Source organism: Mycobacterium sp. FW102-FHT13B02 (assembly GCF_058790275.1).
The window spans coordinates 492,897-510,102 of sequence record NZ_JBYTCM010000002.1; the positions used below are offsets into that span (position 1 = coordinate 492,897).

19 protein-coding genes are annotated in these 17,206 nt (G+C 67.0%); 7 read left to right on the forward strand and 12 right to left on the reverse strand.

What is annotated here, in order from left to right:
- The first annotated feature begins 88 nt into the window (after positions 1-88).
- The 3 genes from AC3WTE_RS05300 to phoH2 all read left to right on the forward strand — a co-directional run bounded on the left by AC3WTE_RS05300 (position 89) and on the right by phoH2 (position 4,020).
- The gene (locus AC3WTE_RS05300; protein WP_492436183.1) at positions 89-1,561 is read left to right on the forward strand and encodes a glycine hydroxymethyltransferase; all 1,473 of its coding nucleotides are present in this window, start codon (positions 89-91) and stop codon (positions 1,559-1,561) included.
- A 137-nt stretch (positions 1,562-1,698) separates the two neighbouring features.
- Positions 1,699-2,520, forward strand: coding sequence for an acyl-ACP desaturase (locus AC3WTE_RS05305; protein ID WP_492436185.1), 822 nt, complete (start codon positions 1,699-1,701; stop codon positions 2,518-2,520).
- Positions 2,521-2,706: 186 nt separating this feature from the next.
- Positions 2,707-4,020 (forward strand): RNA 5'-3' helicase PhoH2, encoded by a 1,314-nt coding sequence (phoH2, locus tag AC3WTE_RS05310; protein WP_492436187.1) that lies wholly within the window; start codon positions 2,707-2,709, stop codon positions 4,018-4,020.
- On the opposite strand, the gene AC3WTE_RS05315 is transcribed toward phoH2, so the two are convergent.
- The gene (locus tag AC3WTE_RS05315; protein ID WP_492436189.1) at positions 3,998-4,999 is read right to left on the reverse strand and encodes an NAD(P)H-quinone oxidoreductase; all 1,002 of its coding nucleotides are present in this window, start codon (positions 4,997-4,999) and stop codon (positions 3,998-4,000) included. The genes phoH2 and AC3WTE_RS05315 overlap by 23 nt on opposite strands.
- Positions 5,000-5,026: 27 nt before the next feature.
- Positions 5,027-5,584 carry a hypothetical protein gene (locus AC3WTE_RS05320; protein WP_492436191.1) on the reverse strand — a complete coding sequence of 186 codons (558 nt, stop codon included), beginning with the start codon at positions 5,582-5,584 and terminating at the stop codon, positions 5,027-5,029.
- 153 nt (positions 5,585-5,737) lie between these two features.
- Between AC3WTE_RS05320 and AC3WTE_RS05325 the strand changes: the two genes are divergently transcribed.
- Positions 5,738-6,613, forward strand: a complete 876-nt coding sequence (locus tag AC3WTE_RS05325; RefSeq protein ID WP_492436192.1) for a polysaccharide deacetylase family protein — start codon at positions 5,738-5,740, stop codon at positions 6,611-6,613.
- Between the two features lie 15 nt (positions 6,614-6,628).
- Here AC3WTE_RS05325 and AC3WTE_RS05330 read toward each other — a convergent pair whose 3' ends face one another.
- From AC3WTE_RS05330 to glpX, 3 genes are all read right to left on the reverse strand, one after another.
- Positions 6,629-6,931, reverse strand: coding sequence for a hypothetical protein (locus AC3WTE_RS05330; protein ID WP_492436194.1), 303 nt, complete (start codon positions 6,929-6,931; stop codon positions 6,629-6,631).
- A gap of 212 nt (positions 6,932-7,143) precedes the next feature.
- Complete coding sequence (locus AC3WTE_RS05335) at positions 7,144-8,556, reverse strand: class II fumarate hydratase (protein WP_492436195.1); 1,413 nt, start codon at positions 8,554-8,556, stop codon at positions 7,144-7,146.
- A gap of 29 nt (positions 8,557-8,585) precedes the next feature.
- Entirely contained in the window at positions 8,586-9,614 is a 1,029-nt protein-coding gene (gene glpX / locus AC3WTE_RS05340) for a class II fructose-bisphosphatase (protein ID WP_492436197.1), read from the reverse strand.
- Between the two features lie 54 nt (positions 9,615-9,668).
- Between glpX and AC3WTE_RS05345 the strand changes: the two genes are divergently transcribed.
- Positions 9,669-10,391 (forward strand): DUF4245 domain-containing protein, encoded by a 723-nt coding sequence (locus AC3WTE_RS05345; RefSeq protein WP_492436198.1) that lies wholly within the window; start codon positions 9,669-9,671, stop codon positions 10,389-10,391.
- Here the strand turns inward: AC3WTE_RS05345 and AC3WTE_RS05350 are convergent.
- Positions 10,318-11,547: an AI-2E family transporter gene (locus AC3WTE_RS05350; RefSeq protein ID WP_492436200.1), complete on the reverse strand. Its 1,230-nt coding sequence runs from the start codon at positions 11,545-11,547 to the stop codon at positions 10,318-10,320. The genes AC3WTE_RS05345 and AC3WTE_RS05350 overlap by 74 nt on opposite strands.
- Positions 11,548-11,579: 32 nt before the next feature.
- On the reverse strand, positions 11,580-12,344 hold the full coding sequence (locus tag AC3WTE_RS05355; protein ID WP_492436201.1) for an SDR family NAD(P)-dependent oxidoreductase: 765 nt from the start codon (positions 12,342-12,344) through the stop codon (positions 11,580-11,582).
- A gap of 393 nt (positions 12,345-12,737) precedes the next feature.
- Here AC3WTE_RS05355 and AC3WTE_RS05360 point away from each other — a divergent pair, with 393 nt between their 5' ends.
- Positions 12,738-12,884: a CDGP domain-containing protein gene (locus tag AC3WTE_RS05360; RefSeq protein WP_492436311.1), complete on the forward strand. Its 147-nt coding sequence runs from the start codon at positions 12,738-12,740 to the stop codon at positions 12,882-12,884.
- 36 nt (positions 12,885-12,920) lie between these two features.
- On the opposite strand, the gene AC3WTE_RS05365 is transcribed toward AC3WTE_RS05360, so the two are convergent.
- Positions 12,921-13,400 carry an FHA domain-containing protein gene (locus AC3WTE_RS05365; RefSeq protein WP_492436313.1) on the reverse strand — a complete coding sequence of 160 codons (480 nt, stop codon included), beginning with the start codon at positions 13,398-13,400 and terminating at the stop codon, positions 12,921-12,923.
- 271 nt (positions 13,401-13,671) lie between these two features.
- On the opposite strand from AC3WTE_RS05365, the gene AC3WTE_RS05370 reads away from it, so the two are divergent.
- Positions 13,672-13,947, forward strand: coding sequence for a dsRBD fold-containing protein (locus AC3WTE_RS05370; RefSeq protein ID WP_492436203.1), 276 nt, complete (start codon positions 13,672-13,674; stop codon positions 13,945-13,947).
- Positions 13,948-13,990: 43 nt separating this feature from the next.
- Here AC3WTE_RS05370 and AC3WTE_RS05375 read toward each other — a convergent pair whose 3' ends face one another.
- The 4 genes from AC3WTE_RS05375 to AC3WTE_RS05390 form a co-directional block, all read right to left on the reverse strand.
- Positions 13,991-15,076 (reverse strand): 3-beta-hydroxysteroid dehydrogenase, encoded by a 1,086-nt coding sequence (locus tag AC3WTE_RS05375; RefSeq protein WP_492436205.1) that lies wholly within the window; start codon positions 15,074-15,076, stop codon positions 13,991-13,993.
- 63 nt (positions 15,077-15,139) lie between these two features.
- On the reverse strand, positions 15,140-15,352 hold the full coding sequence (locus AC3WTE_RS05380) for an exodeoxyribonuclease VII small subunit (RefSeq protein ID WP_492436206.1): 213 nt from the start codon (positions 15,350-15,352) through the stop codon (positions 15,140-15,142).
- Positions 15,339-16,583 (reverse strand): exodeoxyribonuclease VII large subunit, encoded by a 1,245-nt coding sequence (gene xseA, locus AC3WTE_RS05385; protein ID WP_492436208.1) that lies wholly within the window; start codon positions 16,581-16,583, stop codon positions 15,339-15,341. The genes AC3WTE_RS05380 and xseA overlap by 14 nt, the downstream gene beginning before the upstream one ends.
- A 4-nt stretch (positions 16,584-16,587) precedes the next feature.
- A complete protein-coding gene (locus AC3WTE_RS05390; protein ID WP_492436210.1) occupies positions 16,588-17,169 on the reverse strand; it encodes a lipid droplet-associated protein in 582 nt (193 codons plus the stop codon).
- Positions 17,170-17,206 lie beyond the last annotated feature (37 nt).

Genomic DNA, 17,206 nt, shown 5'->3' on the forward strand with positions numbered 1-17,206 from the left:
GCGTGTGGATTTTGCGAACGCTCGCGGCCGCCTAGCGTGCGCCAGTGGCCGCTTGGGCCGTCAAACCCCCGCCGACTAGGCTGAACGCATGACCTCTGACGCTTCCGTGTCCAACGCCGGCCTTGGGGCCGAGTACGCCGCTACCGCCAGCGAGGCCTATCAGGCGGCGCTGCGGGTCATCGAGCAGGTTGAGCCCCGCGTCGCTGACGCGACCCGGAAAGAGCTTGCCGACCAACGCAGTTCGCTGAAGCTGATCGCCAGCGAGAACTACGCGTCGCCGGCCGTGCTGCTGACCATGGGCACCTGGTTCTCGGACAAGTACGCCGAGGGCACCGTCGGGCACCGGTTCTACGCCGCCTGCCAGAACGTCGACACTGTCGAGGCCCTGGCCGCCGAGCATGCGCGCGAGCTGTTCGGCGCGCCGTACGCCTACGCGCAGCCGCACTCGGGCATCGACGCCAACCTGGTGGCGTTCTGGGCCATTCTGGCCACCCGCATCGAGGCGCCCGGCCTCGCCGAGCTCGGTGCCAAGAACGTCAATGACCTGTCCGAGGAGGACTGGGAGAAGCTGCGCAACAAGCTGGGCAACCAGCGGCTGCTGGGCATGTCGCTGGACACCGGCGGCCACCTCACGCACGGCTTCCGCCCGAACATCTCCGGCAAGATGTTCCACCAGCGCAGCTACGGCACCGACGCGCAGACCGGCCTCATCGACTACGACGCCGTCGCCGCTGCCGCCCGCGAGTTCAAGCCGCTGGTGCTGGTCGCCGGCTACTCGGCCTACCCCCGCCGCGTGAACTTCGCCAAGATGCGCGAGATCGCCGACGAGGTCGGCGCCACTCTGATGGTCGACATGGCGCACTTCGCCGGCCTGGTCGCCGGCAAGGTCTTCACCGGCGACGAGGACCCGGTGCCGCACGCCCACATCACCACCACGACGACGCACAAGTCGCTGCGCGGCCCGCGCGGCGGCCTGGTGCTGGCCACCGAGGAATACGCCCCGGCCGTCGACAAGGGCTGCCCGATGGTGCTCGGCGGCCCGCTGTCGCACGTCATGGCCGCCAAGGCTGTTGCGCTTGCCGAGGCCCGCCGGCCCGAGTTCCGGACCTACGCACAGAACGTCGCCGACAACGCCAAGGCGCTGGCCGAGGGCTTCCTCAAGCGCGGCGCGACGCTGGTCACCGGCGGCACCGACAACCACCTGGTGCTGCTGGACGTGCAGTCCTTCGGCCTGACCGGCCGGCAGGCCGAGTCGGCGCTGCTGGACGCCGGCGTGGTCACCAACCGCAACGCCATCCCGAACGACCCGAACGGCGCCTGGTACACCAGCGGTATCCGTTTCGGCACCCCGGCGCTGACCACGCGCGGCTTCGGCGCGGACGAGTTCGACAAGGTCGCCGAGCTGGTGGTCGACGTGCTCAAGAACGCCAGCGCCGACGCCGGCCCGAACGGCCCGTCGAAAGCCAAGTACACCCTGGCCGACGGCACCGCCGACCGCGTCCGCGCCGCCTCGGCCGAGATGCTGGACGCCAACCCGCTGTACCCGGGTCTGACGCTCTGAATTTTCGGCGCCGAGCGTGGGGCCTGTGACCGCGAAATCGCGAGATTTCGGTCATAGGCCCCACGCTCGGCGCGTATTGGTTACGTTTCGGCGGGCCTGATTTCAAAAACATGTGAATTCGGGTTACAGTTACTTTTATGGCTGAGAAACCGGTTGCCAACGCACTGACCCTCGAGCTCGAGCCCGTGGTGGACACCGAGCTGTCCCGGCACCTCGCGACTGAGGAAGCCTGGTACGCCCACGACTACGTGCCGTTCGAGCAGGGCGAGAACTTCGCCTTCCTTGGCGGCACGGACTGGGATGCCTCGAGCGTCACCCTTCCCAAGCCCGTCACCGATGCGCTGGAAATCCTGCTCATCACCAAGGACAACCTCGCGGGCTATCACCGTGAGCTGGTCGAACACTTCATCCTCGAGGACAAGTGGGGCCGCTGGCTGGGCCGCTGGACCGCCGAGGAGCACCTGCACGCCATCGCGCTGCGCAACTACCTGGTGGTCACCCGCCAGATCGACCCGACCGCCAACGAGGACGTGCGTGTCGAGCACGTCATGAAGGGCTACCGGGCCGACAAGCTCAGCCAGATCGAGACGCTGGTCTTCATGGCGTTCTTCGAGCGTGCGCACGCCGTCTTCACCCGCAACCTGCAGGCGCAGATCGAAGAGCCCGTGCTCGCCGCCATGGCCGGCCGCATCGCACGTGACGAGGAGCGGCACGAGGAATTCTTCGCCAACCTTGTCGGGCACCTGCTGGAGACGCACCGCGACGAGACCATCGCCGCCATCGCCGCCCGGGCCGCGGCCATCGAGGTCATCGGTGCGGACATCGACGCCTATCAGGACAAGGTCCAGGTCGTTGCTGACGCCGGCATCTTCGACGCCGCCGCGCTGCGCACCGTCATCTCCGACCGCATCAAGGCGTGGGGCCTCAGCGACGAACCGTCGCTCGCCCAGTTCATCTAGACGTCACAAGACAGTCACGGCGCGCCGTCTGCGTGGGGCGGCCGCCGGGAGTAGCGTCGCCGGTGATGGCTAGCGAATTGCTCTGCTATCCGGGCGGCACCCAAGTGTTAGGGGCCGGTCCCGGCCCAGGTACCGCTGCGTCCACCGAAGAGCTCGTGTGGGGCCGCACGGGCCGAGGAGCGCCACGTGTCTGATTCGCAGGTCCGTACTTATGTGCTCGATACCTCCGTGCTGTTGTCCGATCCTTGGGCCTGCACGCGTTTCGCAGAGCACGAGGTGGTTGTCCCCCTGGTGGTCATCAGTGAACTGGAGGGTAAACGCCACCACCATGAACTGGGATGGTTCGCTCGCCAGGCCCTGCGCATGTTCGACGACCTGCGTTTGGAACACGGACGGCTGGACCAGCCGATTCCTGTTGGGACACAAGGCGGTTCGCTCCAGGTTGAGTTGAACCACATCGATCAGTCCGTGCTGCCGTCCGGATTCCGTACCGACACCAACGACCACCGCATCCTGGCCTGTGCCGCCAACCTCGCCGCCGAAGGTAAGCGAGTCACGTTGGTCAGCAAGGACATTCCGCTGCGGGTGAAGGCCGGAGCGGTGGGCCTGCTCGCCGACGAGTACCACGCGCAGGACGTCGTCACGTCCGGCTGGACCGGCATGACCGAGATGGACGCCACGCCGGAAGACATCGACACGTTGTTCGCGGACGGCGAGGTTGACATCCCTGAGGCGCGGGATCTGCCGTGCCACACCGGAATTCGGCTGCTGGGTGGGACCTCCCACGCGCTGGGCCGGGTCAACGCCGAGAAGCGGGTGCAGCTGGTCCGTGGTGATCGCGAAGTGTTCGGCCTCCGGGGAAGGTCAGCCGAACAACGTGTCGCCCTCGATCTGCTGCTCGACGAATCCGTCGGCATCGTCTCCCTGGGTGGCAAGGCCGGTACCGGCAAGTCGGCGCTGGCGCTGTGCGCCGGTCTGGAGGCGGTGCTCGAACGCCGCACCCAGCGCAAGGTCGTGGTGTTCCGGCCGCTGTATGCCGTTGGTGGACAGGACCTCGGCTACCTGCCGGGCAGCGAGAGCGAGAAGATGGGCCCGTGGGCGCAGGCCGTCTTCGACACGCTCGAAGGGCTCGCCAGTCCAGCCGTGCTGGAAGAGGTGCTGTCCCGCGGCATGCTGGAAGTGTTGCCGCTGACCCACATTCGCGGCCGCTCGCTGCACGACTCCTTCGTCATCGTCGACGAGGCTCAGTCGCTGGAACGCAACGTCCTGCTGACCGTACTGTCCCGGCTGGGCTCCGGCTCGCGGGTGGTGCTGACGCACGACGTCGCCCAGCGCGACAACCTGCGCGTCGGCCGGCATGACGGTGTCGCCGCGGTGATCGAGAAGCTCAAGGGCCACCCGCTGTTCGCGCACATCACCCTGATGCGCAGCGAGCGCTCGCCGATCGCCGCGCTGGTCACCGAGATGCTCGAGGAGATCACCCCCGGCACCCTGCCGTGATGTGGTTGTCGAGGATGACCTTGCCGACAGTCTCTCCGGACTCCAGTAGACGGTGAGCTCGTCCGGCATCCGATAGCGGCAGGACGGTGTCGACCACCGCGCGGATGGCCTTTGTCTCGAACAAGGGCAGCACCTCTCGGATGACGCCGGCGACGATTGCGGCTTTCTGATCGGCTGGGCGGGCCCGCAGCATCGTGGCGGTGACGCTGGCTCGCTTGGCCATCAGGAGGCCGAGATCCAACATGGCCGGGGCCGTGGAACCGCCGATGACCACCAGATGCCCGTCCGGCGCCAGACTCTCGACGTTGCGCGCCAAGTAGTCCGAGCCCACCACGTCGAGGATGGCGTCGACACCGCGGCCATCGGTGGCGGCCAGAGTGGCGGCGACGAAATCCTCGCTGTGGTAGTTGATCGCCCGCCGCGCGCCGAGATCGCGTCCAGCGCGGGCCTTGTCGTCGCTGCCGGCGGTGGTGATGACGTCAGCGCCGATCGCGGCGGCCCACTGGATGGCGAACGTGCCGATGCCGCCTCCGGCGCCGTGGATGAGTACGCTCTGCCCTTCGGCGAGTCCGGCGACCATCGCGAGGTTGGAGTACACCGTGCAGGCCACCTCAGGGATCGCGGCGGCCTCGATCATGCTCAGTCCTGCTGGGATCGGCATGACCTGGGTGGCGCGAACCGCGACTTGGTCGGCATAGCCGCCGCCGTCGAGCAAGGCGCACACCTCGTCACCCGGCGACCAGCCGGTGACTCCTGCGCCCACCGCGAGGATGGTTCCCGCGCATTCCAATCCGAGTGGGCGCGGCGCCCCAGGCGGCACCGGATACCGCCCGCGCCGCTGAAGCAGATCGGCGTTGTTGATCCCGGCCGCCACGACCCCGATCACCACCTCGTCCGGCCCGGGAAGCACGGGGTCCACCGGTTGCCATTGCAGGACGTCTGGGTCGCCGGGGTGGTCGAACAGCACTGCTGAGGGCATGCGAAGTGTCCTTACCTGGTTGAGTGGCTAGGCCGCGGCTGCGGCGCGATCGATCGCCCAGCGGGCGATGCTCTCGGCATATCGCGGGGTCTCGACGCGGCAGTGTCGCCCCGAGGCGTCCTGACGGGCCGCGGCCGCCTCGGCAAAGGTCTGCCCGTGCTGGGCGATGAAGCCGAGGAAGTGCTCGGTCGGGTGTGAGGTGACCGTGTTGGTGTAGCGGCAGTGGTCACCGCCGACCTGCTCCATCTGTAGCTCCCAGATGACCTGCGTGCTGGTCCATCCGAGGGGGGTCAACACATCGGACAGCGACACCATCCGGCAGTAGTGAGGTTCGGCGACCTCGAATCGATATTGCTGCACCACCAATCCGGTGCCGATCATCTCCACGTTGATCGACATCGGCGTGCCGTCGTCGTCGACGGTGTAGCCGGCTGCCTTGTGGTCGCCAGGGGCACAGCGCTGATATTCATGTGTGGGAAGTGTCTTCAGCCACCGCGCGATGTCGACGTGATCGAACGGCGCCTGCACCTCGGCCGTGAACACCGCATGCGACAAGATCAGATCCTCGCGAACCGTCGAACTCATGAACTGCTCCTTCATTCCGATGTCGTGTGTGGTCAACCCTGCTCGACCAGAAGCTCGGGCACCACGCTGCTGGCCCTACATGTGGCGGTAGTGCTAGCCCCCACAAACGCCCATGCCAGAGACCACTCAGCCGCGGCCGCTAGAATTTCTGCTGTGCCGCGCCGACCCGACAGCCTGTCCTGGGCTTATTGGCGGACCGTGCTCGGCGTCTGCGCCGGTATCACCATCGTCGTGGTGGGTTGCGAGACCGGTCACGTCGCCAAGGCCGACGAGGTCGACTGCAGCAAGTACAAGTGCATTGCGCTCACGTTCGATGACGGGCCCAGCCCGTACACCGACCGGCTGCTGAAAATCCTGAAGGACAACGACGCCAAGGCGACGTTCTTCGAGATCGGTAACAAGGTCGCGGCCAACCCCGCCGGTGCCAAGCGCGTCGTCGAGGCCGGCATGGAGCTCGGTCAGCACACCTGGGAACACCCCAACATGACGACCATTCCGCCGGAGGACATCCCGTCGCAGCTGTCCAAGGCCACTGACGCCGTCGAACAGGCCACCGGCCAGCGGCCCAAGCTGTTCCGCACCGCGGGCGGCCTGATCAACGACGCCGTGCTCGCCGAGGCCAAGAAGCAGGGCCTGGCCGACATCAACTGGGACGTCATCCCGTTCGACTGGGCCAACGACTCCAACACCGCGGCCACCCGCTACATGCTGATGACACAGATCAAGCCGAATTCGGTGGTGCTGTTTCATGACACCTATTCGTCGACCGTCGATCTCGTGCAGCAGTTCATCCCGGTGCTCAAGGCCAACGGCTACCACATGGTGACCGTCAGCCAGATGGTCGGCCACCGAGAGCCGGGCACCAGCTACGGCAGCCGCGAGAACGGGCCGCCGGTCAACGATCTGACCGACATTCCGCCGGCCGAGATTCCGACGCTGCCCAACACCCCCTCGCCGGCCCCGATGCCGAACATCCCGATCACGGACATCCCGGGCGCCAACTCCGGTGGCGTGAACAACGGTCAGTAGCCGATTGCCTTCAGACTAGGCAGTGGGGAAGCGGTCTCCGATCGCATCGAGCATCGCCATGATGTCGGCGATCCGCTTGCGCAACACATCTCGATGCTTGTCGGCGCCCTGCTTGGCAGCCCGTCGCTCGGTCGCCGCCAGATGCGAATTCAGTTCGGCCAGTTCGTCTTCGAGCAGTTCGATGAACAGCCGGGCCTGCAGCACGTCGGCATTTCGTTGACCCGGTGAGGTCGTCACCAGTTTGAGGACATCGGCCTGGGGTTTGGGTTGCGGCTCATCGGCGTGCGGGTGCGGCACGTGGTAGCGCCCATTTGTCATGCACGGGACGGCATCCAGCTGAACACCTGCAGGCGAATCAGTGAGCTCTGCCGTCATTGCCACACGATCGCAAATGCACCGGTCGATTCCCGTTTCCCGGCAGTATCCGTCCAGTAAGGAGCTGTTCACATTCGCTTCACCTGCGATGTGAAATGCGCCCGAGACGCAAAAATGCCCCCTCCCCACGAAGGGGGCATCCTTGCCGCGAGGAACTACTCGCCGTCCTTGACCTTCGCCATGGCCAGCACGTCGAGGCGCTTGTCCAGCTCGGCCAGGGAGAGGTTCTCGCCGATCAGGCCGCGGTCGATGACCGTCTGCCGGATGGTCTTCTTCTCCTTGAGGGCTTCCTTGGCGACCTTGGCGGCCTCCTCGTAGCCGATGGCCGAGTTCAGCGGCGTCACGATCGACGGCGACGACTCCGCCAGCGTGCGCAGGTGGTCCTCGTTGGCGACGAGGCCGTCGATGCACTTGGCGGCGAACAGCCGGGACACGTTGGACAGCAGCGTGAAGGACTCCAGCACGTTGCGGGCCATCATCGGGATGTAGACGTTCAGCTCGAAGGCGCCGGACAGGCCGCCGACGGTGACAGCCGCGTCGTTGCCGATGACCTGCGCGGCGACCTGGGTAACCGCTTCGGGCAGAACAGGATTCACCTTGCCCGGCATGATCGAGCTACCCGGCTGCAGGTCCGGCAGCTGGATCTCGCCGAGGCCGGTCAGCGGGCCCGAGCCCATCCAGCGCACGTCGTTGGCGATCTTGGTCAGTGACACCGCGATGGTCTTCAGCGCGCCGGACGCCTCGACGAGCCCGTCGCGGGCGGCCTGGGCCTCGAAAGAGTCTGCGGCGGTGCGCAGTTCGGCGATGCCGGTCTGGTTCATCAGCACCTCGACGACCTTGGCGCCGAAGCCGTCGGGAGCGTTCAGGCCGGTGCCGACGGCGGTGCCGCCGATGGCCAGTTCACCCAAACGAGGAAGACACGCGCGCACCCTTTCTATGCCCGCCTCGATCTGGCGGGCGTAGCCACCGAACTCCTGGCCCAGGGTGACGGGCACCGCGTCCATGAGGTGGGTACGGCCGGACTTGACGACGGTGCGCCACGCGCGGGCCTTGTTGGCCAGCGACTCGTGCAGCACTTCAAGCGCCGGGATCAGGTGGCGCACAGCAGCTTCCGTCGCCGCGATGTGCGTGGCGGTGGGGAAGGTGTCGTTGGAGCTCTGCGACATGTTGACGTGGTCGTTGGGGTGGACATCAACGCCGTTGCGCGCCGCGATCGACGCGATGACCTCGTTGGCGTTCATGTTCGAGCTGGTGCCCGAGCCCGTCTGGAACACGTCGATGGGGAACTGGTCGTCGTGCAGACCGTCGGCGATCTCACCGGCGGCGGCGATGATCGCGTCGGCCTTCTCGGGGGCCAGCAGGCCCAGGTCCTTGTTGACCTGTGCGCAGGCGCCCTTGAGCAGACCCAGCGCGCGGATCTGAGTGCGCTCGAGGCCGCGGAACGAGATCGGGAAGTTCTCCACCGCCCGTTGCGTCTGCGCGCGCCACAGGGCGTTGATCGGCACCCGGACTTCGCCCATGGTGTCGTGCTCGATCCGGTACTCCACTTCGACAGCGTTGTCGGACATGTGCTCCCTTTTGTTGAGGTGAACGGAAACTACGGCAGGGGGTACGCGGCGGAGAGGTCTCCGGTGAAGTCCACCGCGGAGTACTCGTTGAGCTTGGACAGCCGGTGGTAGGCCTCGATCATCCGGACGGTGCCGGACTTGGACCGCATGACGATCGACTGCGTGGTGCAGCCGCCGGCGAAGTAACGGACGCCGTTGAGCAGGTCGCCGTCGGTGACGCCGGTGGCGCAGAAGAAGACATTGTCGCCGGCCACCAGGTCTTCGGTGGTCAGCACGCGTTCCAGGTCGTAGCCGCGGTCCAGGGCCCGCTGACGCTCGGCGTCGTCGGTGGGGGCGAGGACGGCCTGGATCGCGCCGCCCATGCAACGGATCGCCGCCGCGGCGATGATGCCCTCCGGAGTACCGCCGATACCGGCGAGGATATCGGTGCCGGATTCGGGGCGACAGGCCGAGATCGCGCCGGCGACGTCACCGTCCGAGATCAGCCGGATGCGCGCACCGGCCTCCCGGACGTCGCTGATCAGCTGGGCGTGCCGGGGGCGGTCGAGGATGCACACCGTGACATCGGCCACCGACTCGTTGAGCTTCCTGGCGACCCGGCGGATGTTCTCGCCGATGGGTGCGGTGATGTCGATGACGTCGGCCGCGTCGGGTCCGACGGCGATCTTGTTCATGTAGAAGACGGCCGACGGGTCGAACATGGTGCCGCGCTCGGAGACCGCCAGCACCGAGATGGCGTTGGGCATGCCCTTGCTCATCAGGGTGGTGCCGTCGACGGGGTCGACGGCGAAGTCACAGTCCGGCCCGTCGCCGTTGCCGACCTCTTCGCCGTTGTAGAGCATCGGCGCGTGGTCTTTTTCGCCCTCGCCGATGACCACCACACCGCGCATCGAGACCGAATTGACCAGCTCACGCATGGCGTCGACGGCGGCGCCGTCGCCGCCCTCCTTGTCGCCACGGCCGACCCAGCGGCCGGCGGCCATGGCCCCGGCTTCGGTGACCCGGACGAGTTCGAGTGCGAGGTTGCGGTCTGGGGCTTCCCGGCGCGAAGGCGTCATGCGCAAATTGTCCCATTAGGCAGTGCGCTTCGGGGAGCTGGGATACTGAGCACCGTGACGTCATCATCCCCGGAGCCTGGGGGTCCGCCCGCCCCAGCAGCTGATGGGCGGCCCGCCGCCGAACCCAACGTGGTTGCCGAGGGTCAGTCGGTGCCGGTGCCCCGCCCGGCCAAGGACCGGTTGCTGCAGGACGGCCGCGACATGTTGTGGTCCATCGTGCCGCTGGTCGTGGCGTGCGTCGCCCTGGCCGGGATGCTCGGGATGTGTTCATTTGCGCCGCAAGGTCCGGGTAAGGGCCCGGCACCGCAGTACGACGCCCCGGCCGCGCTCAAGGCCGACTCTGCTGCCCTGCACATTCCGATCCGGGTGCCGGTGCTCCCGGACGGGTGGCACGCCAATTCGGGATCGCGAGGCAGCATCGACGGCGGCCGTACCGACCCCGTCACCAAGCAGTCCGCGCGGGCGCTGACGTCCAAGGTGGGTTATCTCACGGCCGCCGGCATGTACGTGGCGCTGATCCAGAGCAACGCCGACGAGGAGAAGCTGGTGTCCTCGATCCACAGCGGTATGTACCCGACCGGGGCGCGGGACCTGGGTGGCGTGCACTGGGTGGTCTACGAGGGTGCGGGCGAGGACCAGCAGGGCACCGAGCCGATCTGGACGGCCAAGCTCAATGGTCCGACCGGGCCGGCGCAGGTGGCCGTCAGTGGGTCGGCGGGTGCGGCGGACTACCGGACTCTGGCAGAGGCGACGCAGAAGGCGACGCCGCTGCCTTAGCGGGTGGTGCTGCGGGCGGTGTTCGGCGGGCCCGGATCGCGGCGATCAGCCGGGCGAGGCGGCCCGGACGTTCGTCGGGGTCGGGTTCGCTGAGCGGGACGCCTTTGTAGACCGCGAGATACACGCTGATCGTGGTGACGACGACGATCATCAGCACCGGGCCGATCACCAGGCCCAGGAAGCCGAACATCGCGATCCCGGAGAACACTGAAAGCAACATCAGCGCCGAATCCAGCCGGGCGGCCCGGGGCACCAGGATCGGCCGGAGCACGTTGTCGATGTTGGTGACCACCAGGACGTGGAACGCGATGACGAACAGCCCGCCGCCGACATTGCCGAACAGTGCCATGCCGATCCCGAACGGGATGCTGACGACACCGCCGCCGAGCGGGATCACCGACAGCGCGCTCAGCAGGATCGCGAAGATGAAGAACCCGTCGTGGAATCCGGCGATGTAGATCGAGATCGCGCCGGCCACACCCTGGGCCAGGGCGATGACGAACTGGCCCAGGACCGTCCCGCGCACCATGGCGCCCATCTTGGCCAGGTAGAGGTCGGTGACCTCCTCGCCGAGCGGATTGAGCCGGCGGATCAGCAGGACCACTTCGTCGCCGTTGGTGAGCAGCGAGATGAACACGTACAGGAAGATCACCGCGCCGGCCAGTGCGCCGAACAGTCCGCCCGCGGCGTCCTGCAGCACGTTCAGGCCCCACTCGCCGGCGCGCTGCGCGAACGTGATGATCCATTTCTGGAGCGACTCACGGGTCAGCGTCACGTCGTGCAGGAACGGGATTTGTGCCAGTAGGTCGTTGACGGCCTGCAGCGAACGGGTACCGACCGCGCCCATGTCGGTACGGCTCACCCAGTCCGACACGTTGCGGACCATGTTGCCGATCTGGACGACGCCGATGGCGATGGCGGCGCCGATCGGCACGATCACCATGACCAGGGCTGCCAGCAAGGTCAGGGTGGCCGACAGGCCGGTGCTCAGCCGCGTGGACAGCCGGCGGAACAACGGGGTGAACAGGTAGGCCACCACTCCGGCGATCACGACCAGGATGAACTGGCCGCGCAGGAAATATGCGCCGAACCCGACCGCCAAAACCGTCGCGACGGCAAGTGCCCGCTTCTGGGTGACCGTGAAATCGGTGTCCATAACGGTGATTCTGTCGGATTCGGGGCCGGCGGCTACCCCGACGCGAGCTTGAGTATGTGGCTCATGATGTCCGGATAGCGCTTCAGGTGCGCGCCGCCGTTGAGGTCCAGCACCTCGCCCGTCATCCATGACGACTGCTCCGAGCACAGGAACAGCACGGCATTGGCGATGTCCTCGGGGGTGCCGGCGCGGCCCAGAGCGGTGTTCTCCACGTACTCGTCGACGACGCCGGGGATCAGCGCCGCACCCTCGGTCAGCGGGGTGTGCACGAAGCCGGGGGCGACGGCGTTGACGCGAATTCCCTTGGGGCCCAACTCTAATGCGGCCACTTCGGTCAGCATCGACAGGCCGGCCTTGGCGGCGCTGTAGGCGCTCATGCCGATGGCCGGCTGGCGGCCGTTGAGCGACGAGATGCACACCAGTGACCCGCCTTCGCGCAACCGCCGGCCGGCGTACTTGGCGACGATGAACGAGCCCGTCAGGCAGCAGTCGACGACGGCGCGGAAATCGTCGACCGGCATGTCCACGATGAGTCCGAAGGTCGAGAACCCGGCGCAGCTGACCACGGCGTCGAGTTCGCCGGCCTGCTCGAAGGCGGCGGCGACGGACGCCTCGTCAGTCACCTCGACAACGACCGCCGAGTGCGGTGCGCCGAGTTCGGCGGCGCGGGCCGCGCCGAGTTCGGCGTTCCGGTCGGCGATGACGACGCGGTAGTCCTGCGCGGCCAGACCCTGGGCGCAGGCCCAGCCGATGCCGGAAGCCCCGCCGACGATGAGGGCGCTGCGCTGTGTGCTCACTGGGTTCTCCTGGGCCAAGGCTGTCGTGTCACCCCGACCGGAGTGAACAGATTACTCAATCTGTATACACCTGAATCCGGCGCGACTCATCCCGTATCGGCAGCTTGGGGACGACGGGCCGCCGCGCGCTTGCGCGGGGCTGAATGGGGGCATTGCGGGGCGCGATCACGGGCCCAAAGTCCCTGTCGGTGGGTGATCAGGCGAGCGCACAGTAGGGAACCCGGTTTAGGTGTTGGTTGAGGGGTTCCGATGACGAGATCCATTTATGCGAAGCGGTTTCTGGTCGGTGTGGCGGTTGCTGTCGCGGGCGTGATGGTCCTGTTGCTGACGGCACTGCTGGTTGGTCTTGTGGGCGGTGGAATCGCCCGGGTGGGGGGCCAGGCCCCGTCGCCTATGCAACCGTGCGGCGGCGCGGTCGTGTGGGGCAATGGCGGCTACCAGTGTGATGGCCCGCTTCAGCCAGACGGCAGTTTTCAGCGCTGCACCTCGGTATACGTACTCGGAATCGGTGGTACGAGCTGCTACACCGTCTACCCGTAACGGGCGGCAGTTCCCACCGGGCCCCGGCGTCGCCGACTAATGGACGCCGACGTTTTCGGACTCTTGCCCCGCGTTGACGGGGTGGTGCCATGAGGCGGGTACCGCAGGATGAGTGAGAAAGACCAGTTGACTCTCGCCGACCGCAACCAGGTCTCCACTGCTGAGCGGCGCGGCTGCATCGACCAACTCACCGTTGAGATAGGTGCCGTCCAGACCGCCGACGTCTGCCAATGAGAATGCGCAGTTGTGCCAACGGATTTCAGCGTGCCGTCGACTGACGGTGATGTCATCGAGAAAGATGTCGCTGTCGCGCAGCCTGCCGATGGACGTGACCGCCGAATCCAACAGGAACCGCGATCCAGGGTGTGGACCCCAGGTCACGACCAGAACGGCCCAGTCGGTCGGCCCCGCGCCCCGATCGCCGACATCCTCGGTGCGCGTTGAGAAATCACGCTGAGTGGGTGGGGTTTCCATAGCGCATATCAGTGCCGGGTCCAAGTCTGACCGCCGCCGCATCACGACCATCGCCTCTGACATGATGCCTCCGATACCCGACTGCTTGTCACCGTTAGCTCACACTGTGCGACCGCGCTCGCACCAGGGACGAAAGTCACTGCAAGGCGGGCATTGAGATGGCTGCCGGGGGAGCAGTCGGGTGTTGCGGCGCCGAATTCCTCGACGAGCTGCCAGATGCACTCCCGCGGGGCCAGAACGGCCCCATCGGCACTGGTCACGTATCGACATCAGGCGGCGCAAAGCGCACCCTGGAATCGGGAAGGTGATCGACATGTACGACAAGGATCTGACCAACAAGTGGCACGTCGAGATCGAGTTCTTCGAGGACGATGTTCACACCCACGCCTCGGCGCATGCCCGGCTCCGTGACGACAGCATCGCCACGACGGGGGATGCCTACCGCAATCCCAAAGATCCGAGTGCGCCGATGATCGGCGAGGAGATCGCGGCCGCCCGCGCGCTCATCGCGCTCGGGACCGATCTGCTCGTCGCCGCTTCGGCCAACATCGAGCAGTCAACCAAACGGCCCGCGCATCTCTACCGCTGAATTCGGTTGAGACACACGGGCCGTAGAGTTTTGGGGTCGGTTATTACTTGGCGTCCGCCGCTTCCATCTGGCGGAAGAGGTCGACGTAGTACGGCATGCATTCCTTCATGGCCTGCTCGGTGTTGAACAGCGGCTCGTAGCCCAGGTCGCGCTTGGCCTTGGCGATCGAGAAGTAGTTGTTCAGGTACAGCCGCTCCACGGCCAGCGGCTCGATCAGCGGCTCGGGCAGGGCGAACTTGAAGTGCAGCCACTGCCACGCCATCATCACGCGGTGCACGAGCTTGCCGGAGACGTAGAAGGTCGGCAGCTTGCGGCCGCACGCGGTGATCACCGGGCGGGCGAATTCGAACATGTTGAGCGGTTCGCCGTCGTTGATGAAGTACGCCTGCCCGGGTGCGGTACCGCCCGGCACCAGGTGCTCGCCCGCCAGGACGAAACCGTGGATCAGGTTGTGCACGTAGGAGTTGTCCAGCTTGATGTTCTTGTTGCCCACCAGGACTTTGACGTGGCCGGCCAGGATGTTCTCGAACACCTTGCGGAACATGGTCTGGTCGCCCCGGCCCCAGATGCCGCTGGGCCGGATGGAGCAAGTGAGTAAGCCGGACCCGTCCCCTTCAATGTCGTTCTGCGACAGCACGAACTTCTCGGCCGCGACCTTGGTCTCGGTGTAGAGGTCGTTGAAGCGGGCGGTGTACGGCATGGTCTCGTCGCCGTTCTGGATGTCCTGGCCACCCATCACCACGCTGTTCGAGGCGGTGTAGACGAACCGCTTGACGCCCGCGGCCCGGCCGAGCTTCACCAGGTTCTCGGTGCCACCGACGTTCACGCCGAAACTGCGGTTGCGGTACTCGTCGGTGACGGACGCGCCGCCCATCAGGTCGATGATGGCCGCGGTGTGGATGATCGTGTCGATGTCCTTGACCGCTGCCGCCACGTCGTCGGGGTTCGTGATGTCGCCGACCTGCGTCTGGAGATTCGGGTTGGCCGGCAGAGGGGACGGCGCCCGGTCGAACGACCGGACCTGATGGCCGCGGCCGAGGAGCTCGGTCACCAGGTTGGCGCCGACAAAGCCAGACCCGCCGGTTACCAGCACGCGGCCGAGGTCTGTGGTCAGGGAAGCGTCACGCATGATGCAGGAGCATAACTGAAACGTGTTTCAGTTAACAGGGCGCTGAGGAAACGACCGCGCTGATCAATTTTCGTCGTCGGCGCCCGCGGCGAGCGCGTCCTCGACCTTCTTGCGCGCGCCGGCCAGGTGCTCTTCGCACCGTTTTGCCAGCTGCTCGCCCCTTTCCCAGAGCCGCAGCGAGGTGTCGAGATCAAGGCCGCCGGCCTCCAGTTGGCGGACGACCTCGATCAGTTCATCGCGGGCATCTTCGTAGCCGAGCTGACTAATGTTCGTCATATATTCCTTCGCTCACGGTCATGACGGCGCCGTCGGCCACCCGGATTCGGAGTCTGGTTCCTGCTGGGGCATCCTGCGCTGACCGCAGGACCGCGCCGGCTGCCGACAGGTTCTGCACCACGGCGTACCCACGCGCCAGCGTCGCGGCCGGGCCCAGGGTGGCCAGCCGGGCCGAAAGGTGGCCGACGTGGTCGGTTTCGGTGGCGATCAGCCGCCGGATGTCGCGCCGCGCGGCCGCCACCGCGCGGGCGACCTCCTCGGCGCGGACGTCGAGCGCGTGCAGTGGCTGCGCCAGGACCGGGCGGCCGCGCAGTTGACCGATGAAGCGCTCTTCGCGGTGCACCCAGTTGCGCAGGGCCTGTGCGCTGCGCCGGCGGAGGTCGGTCACCAACGCCTGTTCGGCGGCGGCGTCCGGGACGATGCGTTTGGCGGCGTCGGTCGGGGTGGCCGCCCGCAGGTCGGCGACCAGGTCGCACAGTGGGTTGTCCGGTTCGTGCCCGACAGCGCTGACCACCGGGGTGGTGCAGGCGGCGATCTCGCGGCACAGCGTCTCGTCGGAGAACGGCAGCAGGTCCTCGACGCTGCCGCCGCCGCGTGCGATCACGATGACGTCCACGTGCGGTGCGGCGTCCAGGGCGCGCAGGGCCTCGACGATCTGCGGCACCGCGTTGGTGCCCTGCACCGCGGTGTTGCGGATATCGAAGTGAACTGCGGGCCAACGGCTTTCGGCGACGGTGACGACGTCGTGCTCGGCTGCCGAGGCGCGGCCGGTGATGAGGCCAATGGTGTTGGGGAGAAACGGAATCGGGCGCTTCAGCCGCGGATCGAACAACCCCTCGGCATCCAGCAGCCGGCGCAGCCGATCGATGCGGGCCAGCAGCTCGCCGATGCCGACCGCGCGAATCTGGCTGATGCGCAACGAGAATGAGCCGTTGCGGGTGTAGAACTGCGGCTTGCCCAGCATGATCACCTGGGTGCCCTCGGACAGGGTGACCGGGGCGTCGTCGACCAGAGCGCGAGGGCAGCTGACCGACAGTGACATGTCGGCGGCCGGGTCACGCAGCACCATCCACGCCGTCGACTGGCGCAACTTCAGCTCGGTGAGCTGGCCCTCGATCCAGATGGTGCCGAGCCGGTCGATGTACTTGGCGACCCGGGTGGACACCGCCCGGACCGGCCACGGATTCTCGGCCGAGTTCTCGTTCTCGGCCGCTGCGGCAGCCGACGTCACCGCATCACTTCGCGGTCGCGCGGGTGATCCTGTTGGCCAGCAGCGTCTGGAACGGCGCGCGGGACTTCGTGTTGTTCTCGTAGGCCAGCAGCGCCTCGAGGTCGTCCACCTTCAGCTGGGGCAGCCGCGCCCTCAGCTGGGCCAGGGTCAGACCGGGGTAGTCGAGGTCGTCCACGATCGCGGGCGTCGCCGCGCCGGCCCCGTTGGTGGCCGCGCCGTTGGGGGTGGGCTTCGGCGTGTCCGCGGCACCGGTGCTGTACAGCGCGAAGCGGCCCTCGGTCAGGCGGGCGCCGTCGGGCTGTTCGGTGGGGGCCGTCGCGTCCGTGGGGACCGCGGCCAGCAGATCCTCATCGAAGGTGGCCCACTCCGGCTGTTCGTCCTTCGGCGGGAACCACTGCTCGAGCGTCTCGTCGCCCTTGTTGACCAGCTCGGCCAGGTCCTGCTGCATCTTCATGACCAGCTGGGCGAGCTGACTGGCCAGCGTCATCGGGTAGGTCAGGATGGTTTGGGGGAGCCGAATGGTCTCCTCGAGCGCGGTCGCAGCCGCGCCGACCAGCAGCCGGACTCCGTAGGGCGCAGTAGACATGCCTGCCAGAGTACGGCTGGCTGTGGCCCTGCGGTGA

What these genes read in the sequence shown, in the direction of transcription:
- AC3WTE_RS05300 (WP_492436183.1), top strand. Translation starts at nt 89, where the DNA reads ATGACCTCTGACGCTTCCGTGTCCAACGCCGGCCTTGGGGCCGAGTAC.
- AC3WTE_RS05305 (WP_492436185.1), top strand. Translation starts at nt 1,699, where the DNA reads ATGGCTGAGAAACCGGTTGCCAACGCACTGACCCTCGAGCTCGAGCCC.
- AC3WTE_RS05315 (WP_492436189.1), bottom strand. Translation starts at nt 4,999, where the DNA reads ATGCCCTCAGCAGTGCTGTTCGACCACCCCGGCGACCCAGACGTCCTG.
- AC3WTE_RS05320 (WP_492436191.1), bottom strand. Translation starts at nt 5,584, where the DNA reads ATGAGTTCGACGGTTCGCGAGGATCTGATCTTGTCGCATGCGGTGTTC.
- AC3WTE_RS05330 (WP_492436194.1), bottom strand. Translation starts at nt 6,931, where the DNA reads ATGACAAATGGGCGCTACCACGTGCCGCACCCGCACGCCGATGAGCCG.
- AC3WTE_RS05335 (WP_492436195.1), bottom strand. Translation starts at nt 8,556, where the DNA reads ATGTCCGACAACGCTGTCGAAGTGGAGTACCGGATCGAGCACGACACC.
- glpX (WP_492436197.1), bottom strand. Translation starts at nt 9,614, where the DNA reads ATGACGCCTTCGCGCCGGGAAGCCCCAGACCGCAACCTCGCACTCGAA.
- AC3WTE_RS05350 (WP_492436200.1), bottom strand. Translation starts at nt 11,547, where the DNA reads ATGGACACCGATTTCACGGTCACCCAGAAGCGGGCACTTGCCGTCGCG.
- AC3WTE_RS05360 (WP_492436311.1), top strand. Translation starts at nt 12,738, where the DNA reads ATGCAACCGTGCGGCGGCGCGGTCGTGTGGGGCAATGGCGGCTACCAG.
- AC3WTE_RS05365 (WP_492436313.1), bottom strand. Translation starts at nt 13,400, where the DNA reads ATGCGGCGGCGGTCAGACTTGGACCCGGCACTGATATGCGCTATGGAA.
- AC3WTE_RS05370 (WP_492436203.1), top strand. Translation starts at nt 13,672, where the DNA reads ATGTACGACAAGGATCTGACCAACAAGTGGCACGTCGAGATCGAGTTC.
- AC3WTE_RS05375 (WP_492436205.1), bottom strand. Translation starts at nt 15,076, where the DNA reads ATGCGTGACGCTTCCCTGACCACAGACCTCGGCCGCGTGCTGGTAACC.
- AC3WTE_RS05380 (WP_492436206.1), bottom strand. Translation starts at nt 15,352, where the DNA reads ATGACGAACATTAGTCAGCTCGGCTACGAAGATGCCCGCGATGAACTG.
- AC3WTE_RS05390 (WP_492436210.1), bottom strand. Translation starts at nt 17,169, where the DNA reads ATGTCTACTGCGCCCTACGGAGTCCGGCTGCTGGTCGGCGCGGCTGCG.